The following is a 23,334-nucleotide window of genomic DNA, read 5'->3' as shown; positions in this document are numbered from 1 at the left end:
GCCACACACGAGAGTCCGCCATGTACGAGCTGTCCCGGGTCCGCCTCTACTCCATCGGGCCCGCCGGTGCGCGTTACGCCGACACCGTGCTGGACCTGCGGGGAGTGGGCGCGCCCGTGCCCACCCCCGCGCCCGCGCAGGCGGAGTTCTTCGAGGAGGAGCCGGTGGGGCCGCCGCGCCGCCCCGCCCCGGCCGGCGTGCTCTTCCTGGAGAACGGCGGCGGCAAGTCCGTCCTCCTCAAGCTCATCTTCTCGGTCATGCTGCCGGGCCACCGCAACACCCTGGGCGGCGCCAGCTCGGGCGTGCTCCGCAAGTTCCTGCTGGCCGACGACTGCGGGCACGTCGCCCTGGAGTGGCAGCACGTCCTGACGGGCGAGACCATCGTCGTCGGCAAGGTCAGCGAGTGGCGCGGCCGCCAGGTCTCCAACGACCCGCGGAAGTTCGCCGAGGCCTGGTACTCGTTCCGGCCCGGCCCGGGCCTGAGCCTGGACGCCCTGCCCGTGGCCGAGTCCACCGCGATGCGCACCGCCGCCGACGGCACCTCCGGCTCTGTGCTCTCCGGCGCCTCCGGCGCACGGGGACGCCGCCGCACGATGAAGGGCTTCCGCGATGCCCTCACCGAGGCCGGCAAGGCCTACCCCCACCTGGACGTGGTGTGGGAGGAGGTCCACGAGCGCTGGAACGAGCACCTCGGCGAGCTCGGCCTGGACCCCGAACTCTTCCGCTACCAGCGCGAGATGAACGCCGACGAGGGCGAGGCCGCAGGCCTCTTCGCCGTCAAGAACGACTCCGACTTCACGGACCTGCTGCTGCGCGCGGTCACCGACACCCGCGACACCGACGGCCTCGCCGACCTCGTGCACGGCTTCGCCCACAAGCTGGGCCGACGCGCCGAGCTCACCGCCGAGCGGGACTTCACCGCCGGCTCCCTGGACCTGCTCTCCCGCATCGCCGACGCCGCCGTCAAGCGCGAGCAGGCCCGCGGCGTGCACACCGGCGCCGAGCGCCGCACCCGCGGCCTGGCCCGCCGCCTGTCCGCCCGCGCCTTCGAAGAGCGCGGCCGGACCGCCGAGCTGGCCGAGCAAGTGGCCGCGGCGGCCCACGCCGTGACCGACGCCGACACCGAGCGCGGCCGCAGCTCCCTCGTCGCCGCCGAAATCGCCTACCGGCACGCCTCCCTGGCCCTGGCCGCCGCCGAGAAGGCCGCCGCCGCCCAGCGCCGCGAGCTCAACGACGCCCGCACGCTGCACTCCGCCTGGCAGGCCGCCGAGACCGTCCTGCGCCACCGCGCCGCCGCCGACCGCTCCGCGCGCGTCGCCGCCGCCATCCGCGAGGCCGAGCGCGACGCCGCCCCCGCCCTGGCCGCCCGCGCCGAGGCCGCCACCGAGCTCGTACGGGCCCTCAACACCGCCGCCGGGATCGGCGAGCAGCGCGCCAACGAGGAGGAGGAGCGCTCCGCCGCCCTCCAGGAGGCGAGCGAGGCCGCCCACCGCGACGCGACCGCCGCCGCCACGGAGGCCCAGCGCGCCCGCAGCGAGGCCGGCCACCTGCGCCAGCGCCTGGCCGAGGTCGAGCAGGAGACCGCCGAGGCCGTCCGCGCCGGCTGGATCGACGACACCGGCCCCGACGCCGACCCGGCCCGTGCCGCGCTCGCCGCCAGCGACGCCGAGAAGCCGGCCGTCGCCGCCTACGAAGCCGCGCGCGAGGCCGCCCGCCAGGCAGCCGACCGGGCCAAGGAGACAGCCGCCGCCGAGAGCCGCGCCGAGCTGGCCGCCGCCCGCGCCGCGGACGCCGCCACGGCCGCCGAAGCCGCCCACGACGCCGAGCGGCGCGCCGCCGAGTCCATCGGCGCCGAGCAGCGCCTGACCGAACTGCTGGGCCTGCCCGAGCCGGCCGCCGCCGGCCAGGTGCCCGGCCCGCGCGCCGAGTCCGACCCGGACGGCGGCGAGCAGCCGCCCGCCCCGCGCCGCTCCGCCGAGGGCGACCCCCAGGCCGCGGGCCTGTACTACCCCGGCGCCGTACGCGCCGCCGCCCGCGGCAACGCCCAGCGGCCGCCCGTGACCGGCCCGCTCACCGCCGAGGAGCTCGACCGCAACGCCGACGCGCTGCGCGAGCTGCTCGACGAGAGCGTCGCCGCCTCCGAGCGCCAGCTGTTCGACCTGCGCACGGCCGCCGCCGACGACTCCCGCATCCTGGGCGCCCTCGGCGACGGCGGCCTGCTGCCGCCCCGCCCCGACGTCCTCGCGGCCGTGGAGTACCTCGGCGAGCACGGCATCCCCGCCCTGCCCGGCTGGCGCTACCTCGCCCAGGCCGTCGACCCGGCCCGGCACGCCGCCGTCCTCGCGGCCCGCCCCGAGCTCGTCGACGGCGTCGTCATCACCGACGCCGACTCCCACGCCCGCGCCCGCGAAGTCCTCGGCGCGGCCTCCCTGCTGCCCCGCTCCGCCCTCGCCGTCGGCACCTCCGAGGCCCTGCTCGCCCCCGTACCGGAGACCGGCCGGCAGGACACGGGCGTCTTCCTCGTACCGCCGAACCCCGCCATGCACGACGAGCGCGCGGCAGACGAGGAGCGGCACACCCTGCGCGAGCGGGCCCTCGCCCGCGACGAGGAGATCCGCGCCATAGCGGCCCGCCTCGCCGGCGACCGCACCCTCGCCGCCCGCCTCTCCTCCTGGCGCGCCGGCTGCCCCGCGGGCCGCCTCGCCGAGCTGGCCGCCGAAGCCGCCCGCGCCCGCGGCGCCGCCGACACCGCCCACGAGGAGCTCGCCGGCCTGCGCGCCGCCCGCGCCGAGGCGGAGGAGACCGCCGCCGAGACCGCCCGCGTGCGCGACGAGCGGCAGGAGACCGCCCAGCGCGCCCGCCGCGTCGCCGACGCCCTCGCCGGGCTCGCCTACCGCCTGCGCGAGCGCGCCAACTGGCAGACGCGCGCCCGCGAGCTCGCCGAAGAGGCCGCCGAGGCCGAGGAGAGCGCCGCCACCCTCGTCGACCGCGCCCGCGCCGCCGACGAGGACCGCCGCACCGCCCAGCGCGCCGCCGACGACGCCCGCCGCACCGCCCGCGCCCTGCGCGCCGAGCGCGCGGAGATCGCCGGCGCCCCCGACGAGGTGCCCGAGGCCGCCGAGCCCCCCACCGCCTCGCTGCCCGCCCTGCGCGAGGCCTACCGCGCCGCCTCCCAGGTCTACGAGAAGGTCGGCGTCGGCGCCGACCTCCGCGCCGAGCAAGCCCGCGCCGAGAGCGACGAGAGCGCCGCCCGCAACGAACTGGACCGGCTCACCAACAAGGTGCGCACCCGCGCCGCCCAGCTCCTGGAGGGCACCGAAGGCGCCGACGGCCCCTCCCGGCAGGCCGCCGCGGCCCGCGCCGAAGAGCTCGTCCAGATGCTGGAGAGCCGCGCCTCCGCGGCCAGCGAGCAGCTCGGCCGGCTGCGCGGCGAGGCCGAGCGCCTCGCCCCGGCCGACGGCGGCGCCCACACCGAGCTCCCCGAAGAGCTCGTGCCCGGCGACGCCGAGCGCGCCAAGGAGCTCCTGCGCACCGCCACCGGCGAACTCGCCGCCCGCACCGACGCCCTGGAGCGCGCCCGCGCCGCCCACAGCGACCTGCTGCGCGCCCACCGCTCCGCCGAGGACGCCGCCACCGGCTTCGACGACACCGCCGCCCTCCTGCGCGACCTCCTGCGCGACAACTCCCCGGAGGACGAGGCCGAACAGCCCGAGCCGTACACCGGCGGCCTGGAGGAGGCCCGCCAGGCCGCAGCCGAGGCCCGCCGCTCCCTGCGCGGCTGCGCGGGCGACCTGTCGGCCGCCGAGTCCGCCGTCCGCGAGGCGAGCGACGTCCTCGTCCGGCACGCCAACTCCACCCGCTACGAGCAGGTGCGCACCCCCGCCCGCCAGCAGATCCGCGAGCTGCCCGCGGCCGCCCTGCCCGAGCACGCGGCCGCGTGGGCCGAGGCGTTCGCGCCCCGCCTGCGCGTGCTGACCGACGAGCTGGAGCAGCTGGAGCGCAACCGCGACAGCATCGTGGACCGGCTGCGCGGCCTCGTGGAGTCCTCGCTCACCACCCTGCGCTCCGCCCAGCGCCTGTCCCGGCTGCCCGAGGGCCTGGGGGAGTGGTCGGGCCAGGAGTTCCTGCGCATCCGCTTCGACGACCCCGACCAGAGCACCCTCACCGAGCGCCTCGGCGAGGTCATCGACGAGGCGACCCGCTCCGCCGTCAAGAAGAACTCCGACCTGCGCCGCGACGGCATGTCCCTGCTGCTGCGCGGCGTCCAGGCGGCCCTGCTGCCGCGCGGCGTCGCCGTGGAGATCCTCAAGCCCGACGCGGTGCTGCGCGCCGAGCGGGTGCCCGTCCGGCAGATGGGCGACGTGTTCTCCGGCGGCCAGCTGCTGACCGCGGCCATCGCCCTGTACTGCACCATGGCGGCGCTGCGCAGCAACGACCGCGGCCGCGACAAGCAGCGCCACGCGGGCACCCTGTTCCTCGACAACCCCATCGGCCGCGCCAACGCCACGTACCTGCTGGAGCTCCAGCGGGCCGTCGCCGACGCCCTCGGCGTCCAGCTGCTGTACACCACCGGCCTGTTCGACACCACGGCCCTGGCCGAGTTCCCGCTGGTCATCCGGCTGCGCAACGACGCGGACCTGAGGGCGGGCCTGAAGTACATCAGCGTCGAGGAGCACCTGCGCCCGGGCCTGCCCCAGCAGCAGGACCCGGACGGGGAGCAGGTCCACGGCCAGATCACGGCGACGCGGATGTACCGCCGCCCGGCGGAGGAGGCACCGGCTCAGGCCTGAGCCGGCGGGCGCCCACAGGCGCGAGCCGGCGGGCGCCGCGGCCTCCACGGCCCGTGGCGCCCCGGCCCGCTAGGCCCGCAGCACCTCCTCGATGCTGTCGCGCAGCTGCCGCAGCCTGTCGAGCTGCCCGCCCGGGCGGTGCATGGCCTCGTCGATGGCCAGCAGCTCCTCGGCGGGCACCCGGGAGACGTACGTGCGCAGCTCGGTGAGGTCGAGGCGCCGGTTGAAGTCGTGCACCGCGTCCCGCCAGCGGTGCAGCAGGGAGACCAGCGCGGCGTGCCCGGGGTCGGCGAACACCCCGGACACCAGCGCCGCGTCCGTCGCCGACTGCACCAGGCGGGGGTAGACGCGCGCCTTCGGCGCGAAGCGGTCCAGCGGCGCGAAGCCCCCGCCCGTCAGCAACTCGGTGTTCTTCACGAGCTCGTCGGACAAGGCGTGCAGCACCTGGGCGCGCCGCTCGCGGGCGGCCGCCCGCCGCTCGGCGTACACCCCGGTGATGGCGGCGACGAGCGCGAACCCGGAGGCCGCGGGCTCGAAGCGCTCGTCGCGCCCCTGCGCGACGACCAGCCACCAGCCGCAGACGCCGAGCGCGAGCAGCAGGCAGGCGATGGTGGCGGCGGCGAAGAACTGCCGGCCGAACCGGCCGAGGAACCCCGTCACGGTGACGCGCCGTCAGTCGAAGGGGTTGGGCCCGTCGGGCCGCACCCCGTCGCCCTTGGCCAGGAGCAGCAGCGTCATCCCGAACGCGGGCCGGTCGAAGGACGTGTGCCCGGCCTCGTGGGTCTCGCCCACCGCAGTGACCCGGGCGTCCACCAGCATCTTCTCCAGCCCGGCGCGGGTGTACTTCCGGCTGAGCAGGAGGCGGATGGTGTCCTGGTCGGGGAACGGCACCGTGCTGCGGTCGGGCAGCGTCAGCTCCAGCTCGGCGCCCGTCCGGTTGCGGTAGATCACCTTGACCAGCAGCGCCCGGTCGCCCTCGACGAGCCCCTCGCAGGTGAGGCTGTTCATGTCGATTTGCAGGTCGGTGTACTGGAGCAGGGCGCTGGTGACGAACTCGCGGAAGCGCGGGCTGTTCTCGTATTCCTGCGCGGCGGCCCGGGCCGCCACCTCGTCCTGCCCGGCCGTGCTGGCCACCTCCAGCAGGAAGCGGTCCTGCGGCCGCAGCAGCTTCTCGGCCAGCAGGGTCAGCAGCTGCGTGTCGCTGTCGAAGTTCGCCAGGGTGTTGCCCAGCAGCGAGTACACCACCGGCTCGTCGCCCACCGTGCTGCGGATCAGTGTGCCCAGCCGGTCGAGGTTGGCGGGCATGGAGAAGTCCAGCTGGACCGGGAGCACGTCCGCGGCGGGCACGTGCAGGTGCTGGAGCGCCTCGCGCTGGGCGAGGCGCAGCATCTCGGCGCTGACGTCCACGGGCAGATAGCAGCCGCAGCGGCCCCGGCTGTCCAGGGAGCGCAGCAGCGCCTGGTCCTTCTGGCCCGTGCCGGGGCCGAGGCTCACGTAGTGCAGCGGCCCGTCGGGGAGCCGTTCGCTCAGGCCGCGCCAGCGGCGGCTGAAGGAGGCGATGCTCTCGCGCATCACCGGGTAGTACAGGTCGTTGCACGCGTGGGCCCACGCCACCGTCGACTCCAGGCCCCAGTACGAGAAGCCGGAGGTGATCAGCTTTCCCGAGCCCGCGGGGTCCGGGCCGCGCCGCAGCCCGGCCGTCACCTGCGCCAGCTTGCCCGACTGTTCCTCACCGACCAGACACACCGTCCAGCCGGCATCCCGGAGGATCTCCGGAATCCGATGTACCGCCCGGTCCCGCTCCGCCATCCGTACATCCCCCCATGGCCCGTCCGCCCGCCCGTGCCCGGTGTACGCCACCGTCAACTGCCGAACCTACCGGGCAGTTGACGATCAGGGGAAGCCGGGGCGACGGGCCCTTCTGCGCGCACGCGCCGTACTGCTGGGCACGGACACCACTCCGTGCCGCTGCCGCCACACCTGCCGCGTCACCCACACGTCCAGCACCGCCCATGTGGTGGCCACCACACTCGCCAGCACGCACAGCAGCGCCGGCAGCGCCAGCCAGCTCCCGGCCAGCGCGAACAGCGCCGCCACCATGCCCTGCACCAGCGTGAAGGCGGCGAAGAGGACCGCGCGCACCGCGGCCGTCCGCACCGGATCCGGCATCCGGCGCCTGCGGGCGGGCTCCTCCACCCACAGCGCCGGTCGCGCACGGTACGACGGGACGTCATGATCCCGCTCCACGACGGCTCACCCCCTCGTCGGCGGACCACCCCGCCGACTCCCCTGCCGACGGCCGGACAGAGCGGTCCGGCTCCCTTCACAAGAGCGAAGGACCGTGCCCGATAGTTCCCATGGGCAAGGAATTACCGCCATACGGGTGGCCGTCCCGGCAGTCCGATCACCGTACTGGTCTTCGAGTCGTGTACCACGCAGTAGTAGGCTCACGCCGCATTGTTGTCGGAACACCACGCCGCCGGAGCGGGGTCGACGTTGGGGAGGCCATGCGCTTTCGCGGGAAGTCCATCCGCCGGAAGATCGTGGCGCTGTTGCTGGTGCCGCTGGTGTCGCTCACCGGCCTGTGGGTCTTCGCCACCGTGATCACCGGCACGGAGGCCGCCCGGCTGCTCAACGCCGCCGAGGCCATCCGCACGGCCGGCCTCCCCGCCGAGGACCTCGTCCGCGCGCTGCAGAAGGAACGCCGCCAGGCCCTCGTCCTGCTCGCCGACCCGCGCCGCGCCGACAACCTCGCCGCCCTGCGCGATCAGCAGGCCACGACCGACCGGGCGGCCACGGCCTTCCGGTCCGGCGCCGCGAAGGTCCGCGACGACATGAGCCCCGCCACGGACGTCCGCTTCCGGCGCATCGAGAAGGCCCTCGGCGACCTCGACGGCCTGCGCGGCAAGATCCGGGACGACTCCATCAGCCGGCACGGCGCCTTCCAGGCCTACAACGACCTCGTGGAGCCGTACTACGCCTTCCTCGGCAGCCTCGGCGCCTTCGAGGACGCCGAGATGGACAAGCAGGCGCGCGCCCTCATCGGCGTCGCCCGCGCCCGCGAGGCGCTCTCCCGCGAGGACGCCCTCCTCGCCGCCGCCCTCACCGCCGGCACCATGAGCCGCCAGGACCTGCGGGCCGTCTCCGACCGCGTCGCCGAGCGGCAGATCCTCTACAGCACCAACCTCGCCGTCCTGCCCGCCGCCGACCAGAAGATCTTCGAGGAGTACTGGCGGGGCACCGCGCCGCACACCCTGCGCGCCGCCGAGGACACCGCGATCCTCGCCGGCTACGCCCGCGCCCCGCGCACCATCGACCCGCAGCGCTGGGAGAAGGCCGCGGGCGTCGTCCTCGACGAGCTCGCCCGGATGAACACCGAGGCCACCGGCCGCTATGCCGACCGCGTCGAGCCCATCGCCACCCGCGTCCTGACCAAGGCCGCCGTCGCCGGCGTCCTCGGCGCCGCCGCGCTCGTCGCCTCCCTCGTCATCTCCCTGCGCATCGGCCGCGGCCTCGTGCGCGACCTGCGGCAGCTGCGCAAGGAGGCCCACGAGGTCTCCGGCGTGCGGCTGCCCGCCGTCATGCGCCGCCTGGCCGCGGGTGAGAAGGTCGACCTCGCGGCCGAGGCACCGCTGCGCGACTTCGGGCCGGACGAGCTCGGCCAGGTCGGCAAGGCCCTCAACACCTTGCAGCGGGCCGCCGTCGAGGCCGCCGTCAAACAGGCCGACATGCGCCGCGGCGTCGCCGACGTCTTCGTCAACCTCGCCCGCCGCAGCCAGGTCCTGCTGCACCGTCAGCTCACCCTGCTCGACGCCATGGAGCGCCGTACCGAGGACACCGAGGAGCTCGCCGACCTCTTCCGCCTCGACCACCTCACCACGCGCATGCGCCGCCACGCGGAGGGCCTGGTCATCCTCTCGGGGGCCGCCCCGGCCCGGCAGTGGCGCAAGCCCGTCCGCCTCATGGACGTCGTCCGCGGCGCCGTCGCCGAGGTCGAGGACTACGAGCGGATCGAGGTGCGGCGCCTGCCGCGGCTGGCCGTCCGCGGCCCCGCCGTCGGCGACCTCACCCACCTCGTCGCCGAACTCCTGGAGAACGCCACCGTGTTCTCCCCGCCGCACACCGCCGTGCAGGTGCACGGCCAGCGCGTCGCCAACGGCTTCACCCTGGAGATCCACGACCGGGGCCTCGGCATGTCCCCGGACGCCCTGCTGGAGGCCAACCTCCGGCTCGCCGAGACCCCCGAGTTCGAGCTCTCCGACACCGACCGGCTCGGCCTGTTCGTCGTCAGCCGCCTCGCGCGCCGCCACGACGTCAAGGTCACGCTCCAGACCTCCCCGTACGGGGGCACCACCGCCGTCGTCTTCATCCCCTTGGACCTGCTGACCGAGGCCGGAGCCGGAAAGGGCGCGGGAACCGGCCCCGGGGACGAGGACACCGGCGAGCAGTTCCTCGCCCGCGGCCGCACGACGCCGCCGCCCCGCCACGAGGCGCTCTCCCCGGCCGCGGGCCGCCCGCCCGCACCCGCCCGCCCGGCCGCGGACGACGACGTGCTCTGCCCGTTCGAGCCGTGCGCGGACGAGGGGGAGGAGCACCACCGGGCGGGCGGCGCCCTCGTGCCCCTGCCCCGCCGCAGGCCCTCCCCGCAGCTTCCCGAGGGGCCCGGGGCCGAGCGGACCCCGTCCGGCGGGCTGCCCCGGCGCGTGCGCCAGGCGAGCCTCGCCCCCCAGCTGAGGAAGGATCCGGAGGCCCCCCGTACCCGGGGCGGGACCACCGGCACGGACCCCGCCGGTCCGGAACCCGAGCGCGACGCCGACGAGGTGCGGGCCAGGATGGCCGCCCTCCAGCGCGGCTGGCAGCGCGGCCGGGAGCACAATGAGGCGGACGCACCGAGAAGATCACCGAGAACAGCACCACGAACCACATCGGAGGGGGACGGTCGATGACCGCACCGAAGGCCGAGAACGCGACAACCACCGCAGCCGGCGCCGAGCCCGCCGCCACGGGCGAGCTGAACTGGCTCCTCGACGAACTCGTCGAGCGCGTCGGCAGCATCCGCAAGGCGCTCGTGCTCTCCGGCGACGGCCTGGCGACCGGCACCTCCAAGGACCTCTCGCGCGAGGACGGCGAGCACCTGGCGGCCGTGGCCTCCGGCTTCCACAGCCTCGCCAAGGGCGTCGGCCGGCACTTCGAGGCGGGCAAGGTCCGCCAGACCGTCGTCGAGCTGGACGAGGCGTTCCTCTTCGTCACCGCCGCCGGCGACGGCAGCTGTCTGGCCGTCCTGGCCGACGCCGACTCCGACATCGGCCAGGTCGCCTACGAGATGACCCTGCTGGTCAAGCGGGTGGGCGCGCACCTGGCCACGGCTCCGCGCACCGGCGTGGCCGCCGACGGGTGACCGCCGGCCTGCCCGGGGACGGCCCCGGCGACGGGGACGTGCGCTGGTACGACGACGCGGCGGGCCCGGTGGTCCGCCCGTACGCCATGACCCGCGGGCGCACCCGGATCGCGGACGGGGCCGGCCTCGACCTCATCGCGGTCGTCGTCGCCGAGGATCCGGCCGGCCGGCCCGCCGCCGCCCTCGCCGACCAGACGCTGTCCCCGGAACACCTGGACATCGTGGACCTCACGGAGGGCCTGCCGCGCTCCGTCGCGGAGCTGGCGGCCGGGCTCGACCTGCCGGTCGGCGTGGTGCGGGTGCTCGTCGGCGACCTCGTGCACGCGGGCCTGGTGCGGGTCACCCGCCCGGTGCCGCCGGCCGAACTGCCCGACGAAAGCATTCTGCGCGTGGTGATCGACGGCCTGCGGGCCCTGTGAACCGGCCCGCGGGCCCGCCGGATCCGGCGCACGGGACTCCCCGGCCGACGCGAGGCGACGCCCGGTCCGAGCTGACGGGCCCTCCGTCGAGACTTGTCGTGGCCATGGTCTTTACGGAACGATCACCTTCCACCGGGGGCGCCGGCCCCCGCGGGCACCCACGACCGGAGGACGAACAACCATGAGGCTCCTGCGCGCAGACCGCGGCCGCACGCGCCCCGCGCCGGCCCCGGTGGCCCTCAAACTCCTGGTCGCCGGCGGCTTCGGCGTCGGCAAGACCACCCTCGTCGGAGCGGTCAGCGAGATCCGGCCGCTGCACACCGAGGAACTGCTCACCGAGGCCGGCCGGCCGGTCGACGACACCGCCGGCGTCGAGGGCAAGCGCACCACCACCGTCGCCATGGACTTCGGCCGCATCACGCTCCGCGACGACCTGGTCCTCTACCTCTTCGGCACCCCCGGCCAGGACCGCTTCTGGTTCCTGTGGGACGAGCTGGCCCGCGGCGCCCTGGGCGCCGTCGTCCTCGCCGACACCCGCCGGCTCCAGGACTGCTTCGCCGCCGTCGACTACTTCGAGCGCCGCAGCATCCCCTTCACCCTCGCCGTCAACTGCTTCGACGGCGCAGACCGCTACCCCGAGGACGACGTGCGCGCCGCCCTCGACCTGGACCCCGGCGTGCCGGTGATCCTCTGCGACGCACGGGAGAAGGAATCGGTGAAGGGAGTGCTGGTGTCAGTGGTGGAACAGCGCTTCGCCGAACTCGCCCACCGGGCCGGCTAGAGCGCCCCGATCCCGTACGGACGGCGCAGGACGGGGAAGTCGAAGTACGTGTCCGGGAACGGCTCCGGCTTGAGCGTGAAGTGCCACCACTCCTCCGGCAGGTTGACGAACCCGACGCCCTCCAGAGCGGACTTCAGCAGCAGCCGGTTCGCCCGCTGCACGCCCGTGATCCGCGGGTCCAGCGTGTGCGCGAGGGTGTCGAAGCAGTCGAAGCCCGTCCCCATGTCGACCGAGTTGTCCGGGAAGCGCTGCTGCCGCGGCGCGTAGCACGGCACGAGCGGCTCACCCGGCACGTACGGCCTCGTCGGCCGGACCGGCAGCTTCACCAGCGTCACGTCCATCGTGCTGCCCCGGCTGTGCCCCGACTTCTCCGCGATGTACCCGTCCGCGAACAGCCGCGTCTTGTCCACGCGCGGATAGAACTCCGCCTTCATCCGCGTGTCCGCGAGGTCCTTCGCCCACTCCACGAAGTCGTTCACGGCCCGCTGCGGGCGGTAGCAGTCGTACACCTTCAGCGAGTAGCCCCGGCGCAGCAGCGAGAGCTGCGCCCGGTGCAGGGCCTCGGCGGCCTCCCGCGTCAGGACGCACAGGGGCCGCCGGTAGCCGTCGACGCGATGGCCCGTGAAGTTGTGGACGGTGACGTACCGCATCTCTTGCAGGATCGTCGGATCCACGTCGGCGAGGGCGACGAAACCGCGCGGCGGGCGCGGCTCGTGCGCCGCGGCAGCCTGCGCCGGAGGCGACAACGGAAAGGTCAGCAGGGCCAGGAGAGCCGCTATGAGCAGGGTGACGGCCCGCAGGGCGGCAGAGAACCGGGTTCTGTCCATGACGACCAGATAGCAGGGAGACGGGTGCCCGGGGAAGAGCGCCCGCCCCCTCACTTCACTTCACGCCCTCACCCCGCACCCGTACGGGATACCCGACCTCCGCGGCGCCCTCCTGCTCCACCACGACCGCTCCGTCCCGCAGACACGTCGTGAACCGCACCACCTCCGGCGCCTCCCAGCCGTCCCCCGCGTCGGGCACCAGGACGCCGCCGCCCGTACGGCCCGGGGCCGGAGCCCACACCTCCAGCTCCACCGGACCGCCGGCCTCCGCCCGCACCGGGATCACCGAACCCGCCCGCGCCAGCACCGGGATCCGCGACAGCGGCGCGTCCAGCAGCACCTGCCCCGGCCCCTCGTACGCCCGGCCCGTCGCCGTGTCGTACCACCGCCCGCGCGGCAGCCGCACCGCCCGCCGGTCCGCACCCTGCTCCAGCACCGGCGCCACCAGCAGCGCGTCACCCAGCAGGAACGCGTCCTCGCAGTCCCGCAGCGCCCGGTCCTCCGGCGAACGCCACCACACCGGGCGCACGTACGGCGCCCCGGTGCGCTGCGCCAGGTGCGCCAGCGTCACGAAGTACGGCAGCAGCCGTGTCCGCTCCCGCAGCGCCGCCGCCGTGTGCTCCAGCGCCTCCGCGCCGAACTCCCACGGCTCCCGCCGCCCCGCCGTGATCGCCGAGTGCGTGCGGAACAGCGGCACGTACGCGCCCAGCTGGAACCAGCGCACGAACAGCTCCGGCGACGGGAACCCCGAGAAGCCCCCCACGTCCGGCCCCGAGTACGGCACCCCGCACAGCCCCAGGCCCAGCACCAGCGCCAGCGACGCCCGCAGCCCCGGCCAGCCCGTCGCCACGTCGCCCGACCACGTGCCGCCGTAGCGCTGCATGCCCGCCCAGCCCGAGCGCGAGAACAGGAACGGGCGCTCGGCCGGCCGCAGTTCGCACAGCGCCTCGTGACCCGCCCGCGCCATCGACAGCCCGTACACGTTGTGCGCCTCGCGGTGGTCGCCGCCGCGGCCCTCCAGCGAGTGCCGCGCCGACAGCGGCAGCGACGGATCCCCGAACGGCGCGAACGACACCGGCTCGTTCATGTCGTGCCACACCCCCGAGAAGCCCTGCGCCAGCCGCTCCCCGTACAGCCCGCCCCACCACTTGCGCACCCGCGGGTCCGTGAAGTCCGGAAAGACCGACTCGCCCGGCCACACCTCGCCCCGCACCCGCCGCCCCCGGCCGTCCCGCACGAACGCGTCGGCCGCCGTACCGCTGTCGAACACCCACTGGCCCGGCTCGGCCTTCACCGCCGGGTCCACGATCGACACCAGCCGCACCCCCTTCTCCCGCAGCTCCGCCGCCAGCCCCGGCAGATCGGGGAACCGCTCCCGGTCCACCGTGAACACCCGGTGCCCCCGGTAGTGGTCGATGTCCAGGTGCAGCACCGACAGCGGCAGCCCGCGCTCGGCGTAGCCCGCCACCACCCGGCGCACCTCCTGCTCGCTGCCGAAGCCCCAGCGCGCGTGGTGGTGCCCGAGCGCCCACGACGGCGGCACCGCGGCGGCCCCCGTCAGCACCGACCAGCCCTGCAACACCCGCGCCGGAGTCCCCGCCAGCACCCAGTAGCGCAGCGGGCCGCCGTCCATGCGCACCTCGCACCGGCCCGGCCGGTCATGGCCCGAACCCGCCCCCTCCTCGCCCTCCGCCAGCGTGACCCGCCCGTCCCACGTGTCGTCGTGGAACACCAGGTGCGTCCCCGCGTCCGCCACCACCAGCTGCACCGGCATCGTGATGTACAGCGGATCGTCGCCCGGCTCGAACGCCCCGTCCGGATCGGTGTTCCACAGCCGGTACGTGCCGTCCCGCAGCCGCGGACCGGCCGACCTGCCGCCCAGCCCGAAGAACCGCGCGTCCGCGGGCACCTCCGAGCGGACCGCCCAGCGCGCCCCGCCCTGCTGCCCGCCCGCCGCCGTGTCCGCCGGCTCCCACCAGCGCGGAGGCAGGTCGCGCCGCAGCAGGACACCGCCCGGCGTGCGCACCTCCACCGACCCGTGACGGCCCACCACGACCAGCACCCGCTCCGACACCACCCGCCAGCCGCCGTCCTTGTCCGGCTCCAGCACCGCCCGCTCGTCCGCCTCCGGACCCCGCCCGGCCAGCGCGTACGAGGGCTCCGGCCCGGCCCCGTCCCAGCCGCAGAACACCGCACCGCCCGCCGTCACCCGCACCCGCAGCGACGACCGAGCGAAGTGCACCACCCCGCCGCCCGGCAGGGGATCGGCCCCCTGCGCCGCACCCGGCACCCGGGCCCGCTCCGCACCCGGCCGCGGCAGCCCCGCTCTGTCCGTGCACCGCCGCCGCAGCGCCGACCGCAGGGACCGCATCCCCCGCGCCGTACGGACCGTCCTCAGTAACCGCAGCAGATCACGCGCATCCATGCTGCTCAGCCTGCCACCCGCACGATCGCCGGCGCCCTGCGTTCAGACGGCGTTCACCCACGCAGGGAGGACCTGCGCACACATGACGCGTGGCGGGGCGGCGGGTGAGGGAGCAGGGCGAAGGAGATGTACGCCACCGGCTCTGGTGCAGGAGTCGATCACGTGGCATCGTCCTTGCTCAGCCGCGCCATGCGCTCACCCGGCCGTGCGCGGCACCGCCCACGACGCGCAGGAGCCCGGGAGCAGTCATGACCACCGCACCGCAGCACACCGGCAGCCCGGAGCCCCTCTGGAGCCCCGGCCCGGAACGCATCGCCCGCGCACAGGTCACCCGCTTCCAGCAGTGGGCCGCCGAGCGGCACGGCGCCCCGGCCGCCGTCCCCGGCGACCCCGCCGCGAGCTACGCCGCGCTCCACCGCTGGTCCGTCGACGAGCTGGAGACGTTCTGGCAGGCCTTCACCGCATGGTCCGGCGTCCGTTTCTCCCACCCCTACGAGCGCGTCCTCGCCGACCCGGCCATGCCCGGCGCCCGCTGGTTCCCCGGCGCCACCCTCAACTACGCCGAGCACGCCCTGCGCGCCGCCGAGGACCCCGCACGGGCCGGCGAACCGGCCCTGCTCGCCGTCGACGAGACCCACGACCCGCGCCCCGTCGGCTGGGCGGAGCTGCGCCGGCAGGTCGGCTCGCTCGCCGCCGAACTGCGCCGCCTCGGCGTGCGCCCCGGCGACCGCGTCAGCGGCTACCTGCCCAACATCCCGCAGGCCGTCGTCGCCTTCCTCGCCACCGCGGCCGTCGGCGGCGTGTGGACCTCCTGCGCGCCCGACTTCGGCGCCCGCAGCGTCCTCGACCGCTTCCAGCAGGTCGAGCCCGTCGTCCTGTTCACCGTCGACGGCTACCGCTACGGCGGCAAGGAGCACGAGCGCGCCGGCACCGTCGCCGAACTCCGCGCCGGCCTGCCCACGCTGCGCGCCGTCGTCCACATCCCGCTGCTGGGCACCCCGGCCCCCGAAGGCGCTCTGGAGTGGGACGCCCTGGTCGCGGCGGAGACGGAGCCCGTCTTCGAGCAGGTCCCCTTCGACCACCCGCTGTGGGTGCTGTACTCCTCGGGCACCACCGGCCTGCCCAAGGCCATCGTCCAGTCCCAGGGCGGCATCCTCGTCGAACACCTCAAGCAGCTCTCCCTGCACTGCGACCTCGGCCCCGGCGACCGCTTCTTCTGGTACACCTCCACCGGCTGGATGATGTGGAACTTCCTCGTCTCCGGCCTCCTCGTGGGCGCGACCGTCGTCCTCTACGACGGCAGCCCCGGCCACCCCGACACCGGCGCCCAGTGGCGCGTCGCCGAGCGCACCGGAACGACCCTCTACGGCACCTCCGCCGCGTACGTCATGGCCTGCCGCAAGGCCGGCGTCCACCCCGGCCGGGACTTCGACCTCTCGCGCGTCAAGTGCGTCGCCACGACGGGCTCGCCGCTGCCGCCCGACGGATTCCGCTGGATCCACGACGAGGTGTCGGAAGACATGTGGATCGCCTCCGTCAGCGGCGGCACGGACGTGTGCAGCTGCTTCGCGGGCGCCGTGCCGACCCTCCCGGTCCACATCGGCGAGCTCCAGGCCCCCTGCCTCGGCACCGGCCTCCAGGCCTGGGACCCGCACGGCAAGCCCGTCACCGACGAGGTCGGCGAGCTGGTCGTCACCAAGCCCATGCCGTCGATGCCGATCCGGTTCTGGAACGACCCCGAGGGCACCCGCTACCGCGAGAGCTACTTCGAGATGTTCCCCGGCGTCTGGCGGCACGGCGACTGGATCACCCTCACCTCGCGCGGCAGCGTCATCATCCACGGCCGCTCCGACTCCACCCTCAACCGGCAGGGCGTCCGCATGGGCTCCGCCGACATCTACGAGGTCGTCGAACGGCTCCCCGAGATCCGCGAGTCCCTCGTCATCGGCGCCGAACAGCCGGACGGCGGCTACTGGATGCCGCTCTTCGTCCACCTCGCGCCGGGCGCCCGGCTGGACGACGCGCTGCTGGACCGCATCAAGCGCACCATCCGCGAGAACCTCTCACCGCGCCACGTCCCCGACGAGGTCATCGAGGTCCCGGCGATCCCGCACACCCTCACCGGCAAGCGGATCGAGGTCCCGGTCAAGCGCCTCCTCCAGGGCACGCCCCTGGAAAAGGCGGTCAACCCGGGCTCGGTGGACAACGCGGACCTGCTGAAGTTCTACGAGGAGCTGGGCCGCGAACGCCCTACCCCCCGTACGTAGCCTGCGCCTCACCCAGCACCGCGGCGAAATCGGCCGCAAGCCGCTCCGCCTCCTGCGGTCGCAGATCCGCCGTAGTGATCCGCACCCCGGGAGCCGTCCCGATCCGGAACCGCGCCCCCGCGGCCACCCACCACCCCGCCGACCGCAACCCGCTGACCACGGCCGCCTCATCCCGTACCGGCACCCACACGTGCAGCCCGCCCCGCCCGTGCGCGGAAATCCCGCGCCGGGCCAGCTCCCCGATCAGCGCCTCGCGCCGAGCGGTGTAGGCGGTGCGGGCCTCCGCGACCAGGGCCAGGGCCGACGGATCGGTCAGCAGCCCGGCCACGGTCTCCTGGAGCAGGTGGCTGACCCAGCCGGATGTCAGCAGCAGCCGCCCGTCGTGCCGCGCCAGCGTCGTCGCGTCGCACGCCACCGCCGCCCAGCGCAGATCGGGCCCCAAGTGCTTGGTGACCGTGCGGACCTGGGCCCAGCGCGGCAGCCCGCCCCCGGCGGTCAGGCTGTGCAACGGGGCGCCGCAGACCTCCGCGGCGTAGTCGTTCTCGATCACCAGGACCTCCGGCGCCTCCGCGAGCACCGCGGCCAGGGCGTCCCGGCGCGAGGCGGTGAAGCAGCCCCCGTACGGATTCTGTGACCGGGGGCTGCAAATGACGGCCCGCACCCCGCCGCGCACGGCGGCCCGCAGCTCCTCCGGCCGCATCCCCTCGTCGTCCACCGCGACCGGCACGATCCGCAGGCCGAGCGCCGGCACGAGGTCCAGCATGTGGTGGTAGCCGGGGTCCTCCATCGCCACCGCGTCACCGGGGCGGAGCTCGGTGGAGAGCAGCCGCGCCACGCAGTCGAGCGCACTGTGCGCGAAGGTCACGTGCGCGGACGGGACGCCGTCGCGCTCGTACCAGGCGCGGGTGATCTCCTCCAGCCGGGCCAGCCGCGGCGCCGCCCGGTGCGAGCGCGCCGCGCCCGCGACCCGTGCGGGCGGCACCGGCTCCGGCAGGAAGGCCGGGTCGGGGTGGCCGCCCGCCAGGTCGCGAAGCCCTTCCGGCACCTTCGGCGGGCGCCGGGAGGCGACCGCGGGGGCCTCGGCCACCACCGTGCCGCCGCGCCCGCGCGTGACGACGATGCCCCGGCGGCGCAGCTCCTTGTACGTGGTGGCGACCGTGCCCGGGCTCACGCCGAGCCGCTCGGCGAGCGCGCGCACCGGGGGGAGCGAACTCCCGGGAGTCAGGGCGCCGTCGGCGACGCCGCGCTCGATGGACGCGGCAATCCCCTTGGCGTTCGTACCGGTGATCTCATATTGTGTTGCCACAGATCTGAGTATGTATCAATACAATATCCGGGTCAAGGGGGATCAGCACATGCAGATACCGGGGGGACGGGACGGCCGCCGCATGCTGGCCGTCACCTTCGTCGACAAGGCCGGCTCCGGCCTCTGGGCGGCCACCGCGGCCCTGTACTTCACCTACGTCGCCGGACTCCGCACGGCCGAGATCGGCCTGCTGCTCGGCGTCTCCGGCGCCGTCGGCATCGCCGGCCCGCCCCTCGGCGGCCTCCTCGCCGACCGCGTCCCCCTCCGGCCGCTGCTCGCCGCCGTCCAAGTCCTCCGCGCCGTCGCCTCTCTCACCCTCCTCACCACCACGGACCTCCGGCTCCTGATCGCCGTCACCGCCGTCGGCAGCCTCGGCGACCGCGCCTCCTCCGTCCTCACCAAGCTCTACGCGACACGCATCGCCGGCCCCGACCGCAGCCGCTACCAGGCCATCAACCGCACCGCCTCCAACCTGGGCTGGGCCGTCGGCGGACTCGTCGCGGCCGCGGCCCTCACCACAGGAACGACCGCCGTCTACCGCTGGCTGCTGACCGGCGACGCCCTGTCTTTCGCCGCCATCGCCCTCCTCACCCTGCGCTGCGGCGAACCACCGTCGCCGGCCCGGATCGTGGCCACGAACGGCGCCCGTACCGGTGCGGACACCGCGGCCATGGCGCAGGCCCACCCCGCCCCGGCGCGCAGCCCCTGGCGTGACCGCCGCTACCTCACCTACACCGCCACCGAAGCCGTCCTCTTCCTCGACGACTCCGTCTTCCAGATCGGCCTCGCCCTGTGGGCGGTCACGGCAACGACCCTCCCGCACCAGGCCATTCCCCTCCTCCTCGTCCTCAACAACGTCCTCGTCGTCTGCTTCCAGGTCCCCTTCGCCCGCTTCGGCACGACCGTGACGAAGGCACGCAGCGCACTGGTCCCCCTGGCCGCGGCCTACCTCGCGGGCGGAGCCGCCCTCGCCGCCTCGGCCACCGGCAACCGCTGGCTCGCCGCAACGGCACTGACCCTGGCCGCGACCGCCTTCACCGTCGCCGAGATGCTCCACGCCACCGTGTCCTGGGAACTGTCCGTAGCCCTCGCACCGCCCACGGCCCAGGGCGCCTACCTCGGCGTCCACGGCCTCGCACAAGCCGCCCAGCGCAGCGCCGGCCCCCTGGTCGTGACCGGCGCCATCGCAGTGGGCCCCCTCGGCTGGCTCGGCCTCGGCACAGGTCTCGCCGTCATCTGCCTCGCCCAGCGCAGGCTCACCCGCGACGATGACGAGACCGCAATGTCAGTGCCCCGCCTTACGGTGAGTGAGCACTGATCACACGCGCTGAGGGGGAGACAGATGGCGCACACGAGCAACGGAAGAGGACGGCCGTCGGACGGGGACCGCACCGGGGGCGGCAGCGGGGGAAGGAAGCGCACTCCGGCCGGGAAGCGGCCGCACACCGGACCCCGGCAGCGGGACGGCAGGAAGAGACCGCCCACCGCACGGCGCATGGTGAGTGCCCGGCGACGCCTGCGCAGCGAAGTCCCCGGCACCGTGGCCGTCCTGGCCGGCGCGGAGGACTTCGCGGCCATGCAGGGCTACGCGAGCTTCACCTTCGACGACCACGCCACGTACATGCGGCAGATGGAAGGCCTGCTGCGCGAGTTCGCCGCCCGGGGCACGCACACGAGCGTCGCCCTCTTCGACCCCGCCGGCTACGAGGAGTTCTGCACCGAGTCCCGCCTCGACCCCGACACCCCGGCCAGCCGCACGCGCTACACCGCGGAGGTCGCCGCCGCCGGCACCAAGGTCACCTACGAGGGCCAGCCCCTCGCCCGCCTGCTGCCCCGCCTCGTCGCCGAAGCGGAACAACAGGCCACCTGGGAGTACGCCTCCGCCCTGCTCACCCGCGGCGACTGCGACTCCTGCGGCCAGGACACCGGCCGCGCCGCCTTCGCCCGGGCCACCGCACTCCTGCGCCGCATCATCGAAGCGGCCGGCCCCGGCACCCACCACCTCGTGTGCAGCGTCCCGGCCGAAGGACCGGCGCCGCTCGTCGCCGCCCTCCGCACCGAGACCCGCGACGACGGCCTGCTGCACCTCGGCGAGGCGGCCGCCCTCCTGTTCTGCACGGTCCTCGCGGCGGGCATCGCCACGGACCGGCCCGGGGGAGTCGTCCTGCGCAGCACCCTGCCCGGCCGGCGCGACACCGTCCGCGGCTGGAACCTCAAGGCCGGCGGCAGGCTCCACCCGCTGACCGAAGCGGAAGTCTTCGCCGCCTACTGCACCGATGCCCGCACCGGCGAACCCGTACCACCGGAGCCCGGCGTCGACTACCGCGCGGGGCTGCCTCTGGACGAATGAGACGCCGGAGCGGGGCCGACAACGAGCGAAGGGTGCCCCGCCACGGCGGGACACCCTTCACCTCACAGCATCGCTACGGCGACGGCCGGCTCACTCGCCGGACAGCACCGCCTGCGCGGCCAGCCGGGCCTCCTCCGCGGAGTCCGTCGCACGGGCCGCGGCAGCGGCACGCTCGCACTGGGCCAGCGTGTGCTTGGCCAGCGTCGCGCGGACATACGGAATCGACGCCGCACCCATGGACAGGCTCGTCACGCCCAGACCGGTCAGCACACAGGCCAGCAGCGGGTCGGACGCGGCCTCACCGCACACGCCGCAGCTCTTGCCCTCGGCCTTGGCCGCCTCGGCGGACGCGGCGACGAGGTCGAGCAGCGCCGGCTGCCACGGGTCCTGGAGCCGCGAGACCGCACCGACCTGACGGTCGGCCGCGAACGTGTACTGCGCCAGGTCGTTGGTGCCCAGCGACAGGAACTCGACCTCTTGCAGGATCGAACGGGCGCGCAGCGCGGCGGAGGGGATCTCCACCATCGCACCGAACTTCGCCTGGAGCCCCGCCTCGCGGCACGCGTCCGCGAAGGCCTTCGCGTCCGTGCGGTCCGCCACCATCGGGGCCATGACCTCGAGGTAGACCGGCAGCCCCTCGGCGGCCTTGGCCAGCGCGGTGAGCTGCGTGCGCAGCACCTCCGGGTGGTCGAGCAGGGTCCGCAGACCGCGCACGCCCAGCGCCGGGTTCGGCTCATCGGCCGGCGTCAGGAAGTCCAGCGGCTTGTCCGCGCCCGCGTCCAGCACCCGCACGACCACACGGCCCTCGGGGAACGCCTCCAGCACCTTGCGGTACGCCTCGACCTGCTTGGCCTCCGACGGCGCCTTCGCGCTGTCGTCCAGGAAGAGGAACTCGGTGCGGAACAGGCCCACGCCCTCCGCACCCGCCTCGACCGCGGCCGCCACGTCCGCCGGGCCACCGATGTTCGCCAGCAGCGGCACCTTGTGACCGTCCGACGTCGCACCCGGGCCGGACGACGCCGACAGCGCCGCCTTGCGCTCCTCGGCCGTCTTGATCAGCTCGGCGCGCTTCTCCGGGCTCGGGTCGACGAAGATGTCACCCGTGCTGCCGTCCACGGCCACCACCGTGCCCTCGGCGAGCTCACCCGCGCCCGGCAGCGCCACGACCGCCGGCACCCCGAGCGCCCGCGCCAGGATGGCGCTGTGGCTGGTCGGCCCGCCCTCCTCGGTCACGAAGCCCAGCACCAGCGTCGGGTCCAGCAGCGCCGTGTCGGCGGGAGCCAGGTCCCGGGCGATCAGCACGTAGGGCTCGTCACTGTCCGGCACGCCCGGCATCGGCACGCCCAGCAGGCGCGCGACGATGCGGTTCCGCACGTCGTCCAGGTCGGCCACGCGGCCGGCCAGGTACTCGCCGGCGTTGGCGAGCAGCGCGCGGTAGGCGGCGAAGGCGTCGTACACCGCGCGCTCCGCGGTGCTGCCGACGGTGATGCGCCGTTCGACGTCGGCCATCAGCTCGGGGTCCTGGGCCATCATGGCCTGGGCCTCCAGCACGTGCTGGGCCTCGCCACCGGCCAGGTTGCCGCGCGCGATGAGGTCGGCGGCCACAGCTTCCACGGCCTGGCGCGCGCGGCCCTGCTCGCGCGGCGCCTCGTCCGTCGGAATCTGCTTGGCCGGCGGCTCCAGCACCGCCGTGCCCATGTGCCGGACCTCGCCGATCGCCACACCGTGGCTCACGCCGACGCCTCGCAGCGTTGTCTCCATTTCACCCGTCTCCGGTTGATGCGGCGGCGACCGCGCCGCCGCGGTTGGATGTCGTACGTGCCGCTCCCCTTCTTAGGGAGCGGTATCGGCTACTGCCAGCTGAAGAGCTGGTCGCCGGCCTTGACGTCGCCGTCCTCGCGGACGTCGCCGAGCGAGTCGGCGGTCGCCTCGAGCGCGACGATCGGGCAGACCGGCGACTTGCCGGCCTCTTCGACGGCGACCGGGTTCCAGCGCACGACCTCCTGGCCGCGGGTCACGGTGTCACCCTTGTTCACGAGCAGCTCGAAGCCCTCGCCGTTGAGCTGGACGGTGTCGATGCCGAGGTGCGTCAGCACGCCGTGGCCCTCGGCGTCGACGACGACGAACGCGTGCGGGTGCAGCGAGACGATGACACCGTCTACGGGGGAGACCGCGGCGTGCGGCTCACGGACGGGGTCGACGGCGGTACCGGGTCCCACCATCGCGCCGGAGAAGACCGGATCGGGCACTGCCGCGAGTCCGATGGCGCGTCCGGCGATCGGGGACGACACGGTGGTCATGGGAAGCCTCCCAGGTGGAGATTCGTCACGCGCCGTCACTACCTGTCCTGGACGGCGCACTGATCGGAAGCCTAAGTCATAGGAACTGAGGATTCCGCACGAGTGAAGAGGGCCCTGCCGTGTGCGGTGCGTAATCGATTTGCCTCGGGTGGGGAGGGCATGTACTGTCAGATCCCTGCCCACGACCGAGGCCCGCAGTCAACTGCCGGCGAGGTGGGGGCAGCACCCTTCAGAAGTGATCCAATCTTGGATCCGCTGCTGTGTGTCCGTATGTCTTTTGTGTGTACGGATGGAAAACAGAGCGGTAAGAGAGCGGAAAAACTCCTGATAGAGTGTGAAGCACAGAAGGGAAGCGCCCGGAGGAAAGCCCGAGAGGGTGAGTACAAAGGAAGCGTCCGTTCCTTGAGAACTCAACAGCGTGCCAAAAGTCAACGCCAGACTATAAAATACCCCGTCTCCGGTCCGTATGGA

The 23,334-nt window shown here is 74.5% G+C and carries 16 protein-coding genes; 8 read left to right on the top strand and 8 right to left on the bottom strand.

The window, feature by feature from the left end:
- Positions 1-20 precede the first annotated feature (20 nt).
- Positions 21-4,790, top strand: coding sequence for a hypothetical protein (locus tag D7231_RS26925; RefSeq protein WP_120758157.1), 4,770 nt, complete (start codon positions 21-23; stop codon positions 4,788-4,790).
- Positions 4,791-4,859: 69 nt separating this feature from the next.
- Here D7231_RS26925 and D7231_RS26920 read toward each other — a convergent pair whose 3' ends face one another.
- The 3 genes from D7231_RS26920 to D7231_RS26910 form a co-directional block, all read right to left on the bottom strand.
- Positions 4,860-5,450 carry a hypothetical protein gene (locus D7231_RS26920; RefSeq protein WP_120758156.1) on the bottom strand — a complete coding sequence of 197 codons (591 nt, stop codon included), beginning with the start codon at positions 5,448-5,450 and terminating at the stop codon, positions 4,860-4,862.
- Positions 5,451-5,462: 12 nt separating this feature from the next.
- On the bottom strand, positions 5,463-6,599 hold the full coding sequence (locus D7231_RS26915) for an L-histidine N(alpha)-methyltransferase (RefSeq protein ID WP_120758155.1): 1,137 nt from the start codon (positions 6,597-6,599) through the stop codon (positions 5,463-5,465).
- Between the two features lie 84 nt (positions 6,600-6,683).
- Positions 6,684-7,037 carry a hypothetical protein gene (locus tag D7231_RS26910; RefSeq protein ID WP_120758154.1) on the bottom strand — a complete coding sequence of 118 codons (354 nt, stop codon included), beginning with the start codon at positions 7,035-7,037 and terminating at the stop codon, positions 6,684-6,686.
- Positions 7,038-7,297: 260 nt separating this feature from the next.
- On the opposite strand from D7231_RS26910, the gene D7231_RS26905 reads away from it, so the two are divergent.
- The 4 genes from D7231_RS26905 to D7231_RS26890 all read left to right on the top strand — a co-directional run bounded on the left by D7231_RS26905 (position 7,298) and on the right by D7231_RS26890 (position 11,388).
- Entirely contained in the window at positions 7,298-9,736 is a 2,439-nt protein-coding gene (locus D7231_RS26905) for a sensor histidine kinase (protein WP_120758153.1), read from the top strand.
- Entirely contained in the window at positions 9,733-10,188 is a 456-nt protein-coding gene (locus tag D7231_RS26900; RefSeq protein ID WP_120758152.1) for a roadblock/LC7 domain-containing protein, read from the top strand. Before D7231_RS26905 ends, D7231_RS26900 begins: the two co-directional genes overlap by 4 nt.
- The gene (locus D7231_RS26895; RefSeq protein WP_241999943.1) at positions 10,185-10,607 is read left to right on the top strand and encodes a DUF742 domain-containing protein; all 423 of its coding nucleotides are present in this window, start codon (positions 10,185-10,187) and stop codon (positions 10,605-10,607) included. The genes D7231_RS26900 and D7231_RS26895 overlap by 4 nt, the downstream gene beginning before the upstream one ends.
- Positions 10,608-10,788: 181 nt before the next feature.
- The gene (locus D7231_RS26890; RefSeq protein ID WP_120758151.1) at positions 10,789-11,388 is read left to right on the top strand and encodes a GTP-binding protein; all 600 of its coding nucleotides are present in this window, start codon (positions 10,789-10,791) and stop codon (positions 11,386-11,388) included.
- On the opposite strand, the gene D7231_RS26885 is transcribed toward D7231_RS26890, so the two are convergent.
- Both D7231_RS26885 and D7231_RS26880 read right to left on the bottom strand, forming a co-directional pair.
- A complete protein-coding gene (locus D7231_RS26885) occupies positions 11,385-12,215 on the bottom strand; it encodes a M15 family metallopeptidase (RefSeq protein WP_120758313.1) in 831 nt (276 codons plus the stop codon). The genes D7231_RS26890 and D7231_RS26885 overlap by 4 nt on opposite strands.
- Before the next feature lie 55 nt (positions 12,216-12,270).
- Positions 12,271-14,640, bottom strand: coding sequence for a glycoside hydrolase family 31 protein (locus tag D7231_RS26880; RefSeq protein ID WP_120758150.1), 2,370 nt, complete (start codon positions 14,638-14,640; stop codon positions 12,271-12,273).
- A gap of 248 nt (positions 14,641-14,888) precedes the next feature.
- Here D7231_RS26880 and D7231_RS26875 point away from each other — a divergent pair, with 248 nt between their 5' ends.
- Positions 14,889-16,907 carry an acetoacetate--CoA ligase gene (locus D7231_RS26875; protein WP_120758149.1) on the top strand — a complete coding sequence of 673 codons (2,019 nt, stop codon included), beginning with the start codon at positions 14,889-14,891 and terminating at the stop codon, positions 16,905-16,907.
- On the opposite strand, the gene D7231_RS26870 is transcribed toward D7231_RS26875, so the two are convergent.
- A complete protein-coding gene (locus D7231_RS26870; RefSeq protein ID WP_120758148.1) occupies positions 16,891-18,213 on the bottom strand; it encodes an aminotransferase class I/II-fold pyridoxal phosphate-dependent enzyme in 1,323 nt (440 codons plus the stop codon). The genes D7231_RS26875 and D7231_RS26870 overlap by 17 nt on opposite strands.
- Positions 18,214-18,262: 49 nt before the next feature.
- Here D7231_RS26870 and D7231_RS26865 point away from each other — a divergent pair, with 49 nt between their 5' ends.
- A complete protein-coding gene (locus D7231_RS26865) occupies positions 18,263-19,531 on the top strand; it encodes an MFS transporter (protein WP_277875646.1) in 1,269 nt (422 codons plus the stop codon).
- Between the two features lie 177 nt (positions 19,532-19,708).
- Positions 19,709-20,563, top strand: coding sequence for a hypothetical protein (locus D7231_RS26860; RefSeq protein WP_120758146.1), 855 nt, complete (start codon positions 19,709-19,711; stop codon positions 20,561-20,563).
- A 90-nt stretch (positions 20,564-20,653) separates the two neighbouring features.
- Here D7231_RS26860 and ptsP read toward each other — a convergent pair whose 3' ends face one another.
- Both ptsP and D7231_RS26850 read right to left on the bottom strand, forming a co-directional pair.
- Positions 20,654-22,324: a phosphoenolpyruvate--protein phosphotransferase gene (gene ptsP, locus D7231_RS26855; RefSeq protein ID WP_120758145.1), complete on the bottom strand. Its 1,671-nt coding sequence runs from the start codon at positions 22,322-22,324 to the stop codon at positions 20,654-20,656.
- Between the two features lie 89 nt (positions 22,325-22,413).
- Positions 22,414-22,863, bottom strand: coding sequence for a PTS sugar transporter subunit IIA (locus tag D7231_RS26850; protein WP_120758144.1), 450 nt, complete (start codon positions 22,861-22,863; stop codon positions 22,414-22,416).
- Positions 22,864-23,334: the final 471 nt, after the last annotated feature.

This window comes from Streptomyces klenkii (assembly GCF_003626645.1).
GTDB classification, from domain to species: Bacteria; Actinomycetota; Actinomycetes; order Streptomycetales; family Streptomycetaceae; genus Streptomyces; species Streptomyces klenkii.
Note: the sequence above shows the minus strand (reverse complement) of the source record. Positions and strands in the feature narration are given on the sequence as shown.

Coding starts and splice junctions, on each gene's coding strand:
- D7231_RS26925 (WP_120758157.1), top strand. CDS start 21: ATGTACGAGCTGTCCCGGGTCCGCCTCTACTCCATCGGGCCCGCCGGT.
- D7231_RS26915 (WP_120758155.1), bottom strand. CDS start 6,599: ATGGCGGAGCGGGACCGGGCGGTACATCGGATTCCGGAGATCCTCCGG.
- D7231_RS26905 (WP_120758153.1), top strand. CDS start 7,298: ATGCGCTTTCGCGGGAAGTCCATCCGCCGGAAGATCGTGGCGCTGTTG.
- D7231_RS26900 (WP_120758152.1), top strand. CDS start 9,733: ATGACCGCACCGAAGGCCGAGAACGCGACAACCACCGCAGCCGGCGCC.
- D7231_RS26890 (WP_120758151.1), top strand. CDS start 10,789: ATGAGGCTCCTGCGCGCAGACCGCGGCCGCACGCGCCCCGCGCCGGCC.
- D7231_RS26885 (WP_120758313.1), bottom strand. CDS start 12,215: ATGGACAGAACCCGGTTCTCTGCCGCCCTGCGGGCCGTCACCCTGCTC.
- D7231_RS26880 (WP_120758150.1), bottom strand. CDS start 14,640: ATGGATGCGCGTGATCTGCTGCGGTTACTGAGGACGGTCCGTACGGCG.
- D7231_RS26875 (WP_120758149.1), top strand. CDS start 14,889: ATGACCACCGCACCGCAGCACACCGGCAGCCCGGAGCCCCTCTGGAGC.
- D7231_RS26865 (WP_277875646.1), top strand. CDS start 18,263: ATGCAGATACCGGGGGGACGGGACGGCCGCCGCATGCTGGCCGTCACC.
- D7231_RS26860 (WP_120758146.1), top strand. CDS start 19,709: ATGGTGAGTGCCCGGCGACGCCTGCGCAGCGAAGTCCCCGGCACCGTG.
- ptsP (WP_120758145.1), bottom strand. CDS start 22,324: ATGGAGACAACGCTGCGAGGCGTCGGCGTGAGCCACGGTGTGGCGATC.
- D7231_RS26850 (WP_120758144.1), bottom strand. CDS start 22,863: ATGACCACCGTGTCGTCCCCGATCGCCGGACGCGCCATCGGACTCGCG.